Below are 900 nucleotides of genomic sequence, written 5' to 3'. Positions count from 1 at the left end.
GCCCCCCCGCTAACACTCGACGCAGTCAGCCTGGCGTGCGCCCTCAACCCGTCTGAGGCAAACAAGCATCAGACACGCCGCCAGTGCCGGCACCGCGGCCGCGAAGAACAACGCCGTGTTCGACCACTGCAGTTTGATCAGTTGCCCCGCCACCACCGGACCGATGATCGAACCCGCCCGGCCGACCCCCAGACTCCAGCCCACGCCCGTTGCCCGAAGCGCGGTCGGATAGCGTGTCGCGGTCAGCGCGTTGAGTGCAGGCTGTCCACCCACGATGCAGACCCCGCTGATCAGCACCACGGCATAGCGCAGTTGCGTCGACAGATCGGGCAAACCGACGCATGCCACCGAAAACGTCGCCGTCAGAAAGCCGATCGTGAGAACCCGATAGAAGCCGAAGCGGTCCATCAACGGGCCCATCAGCAGCGCCCCCGCGGTTCCGCCGATCTGCAATGACGTGCCGATGAGCACGGCCGTCGACACACCGTGGCCGACCCGCAGGGAGAGCATCGGAAGCCAGTTCGATAGAAAGAAGAGGTCCAGCAGATTCGCGAAGTTGACGCCCCATAGCAGCAACGTCATCGTGCCGCGGCCATGGCGAAAGAGCTCTCCAACCGAGGCCTTCGTGTGCGTCTGCCCGCGTACGGCGAAGCGCGTCTCCGGTCCCATGCGCAGATCCGGCGCGATCTTCCCCAGCCACTGCGCAATCTTTTCCGGGCTGCGCTGCTTGAGCACCAGCAGCTGGAGCGATTCCGGCAGATACCGGACCATCGCAATCGCGATGACAAGCGGCAATATCCCCCCAACGAAAAACACCGAGCGCCAGCCCATCGAAGGCAGCAGGCTTGCGCAGAGCAACCCTCCGGCGATTGCCCCGCCCGTGAAGCCGCATGAGACCCA

At 64.8% G+C, this 900-nt stretch carries 1 protein-coding gene; it reads right to left on the bottom strand.

Annotated features, from left to right (window positions below):
* Nucleotides 1-9 precede the first annotated feature (9 nt).
* The coding region (locus FAZ69_RS32960) for an MFS transporter (protein WP_136899649.1) at nt 10-900 on the bottom strand (891 nt) is incomplete at its 5' end.

The organism is Trinickia terrae (genome assembly GCF_005144415.1).
In the GTDB taxonomy this organism is placed as follows: Bacteria; Pseudomonadota; Gammaproteobacteria; order Burkholderiales; family Burkholderiaceae; genus Trinickia_A; species Trinickia_A terrae.
This window is presented reverse-complemented; position numbering and strand designations above follow the sequence as displayed.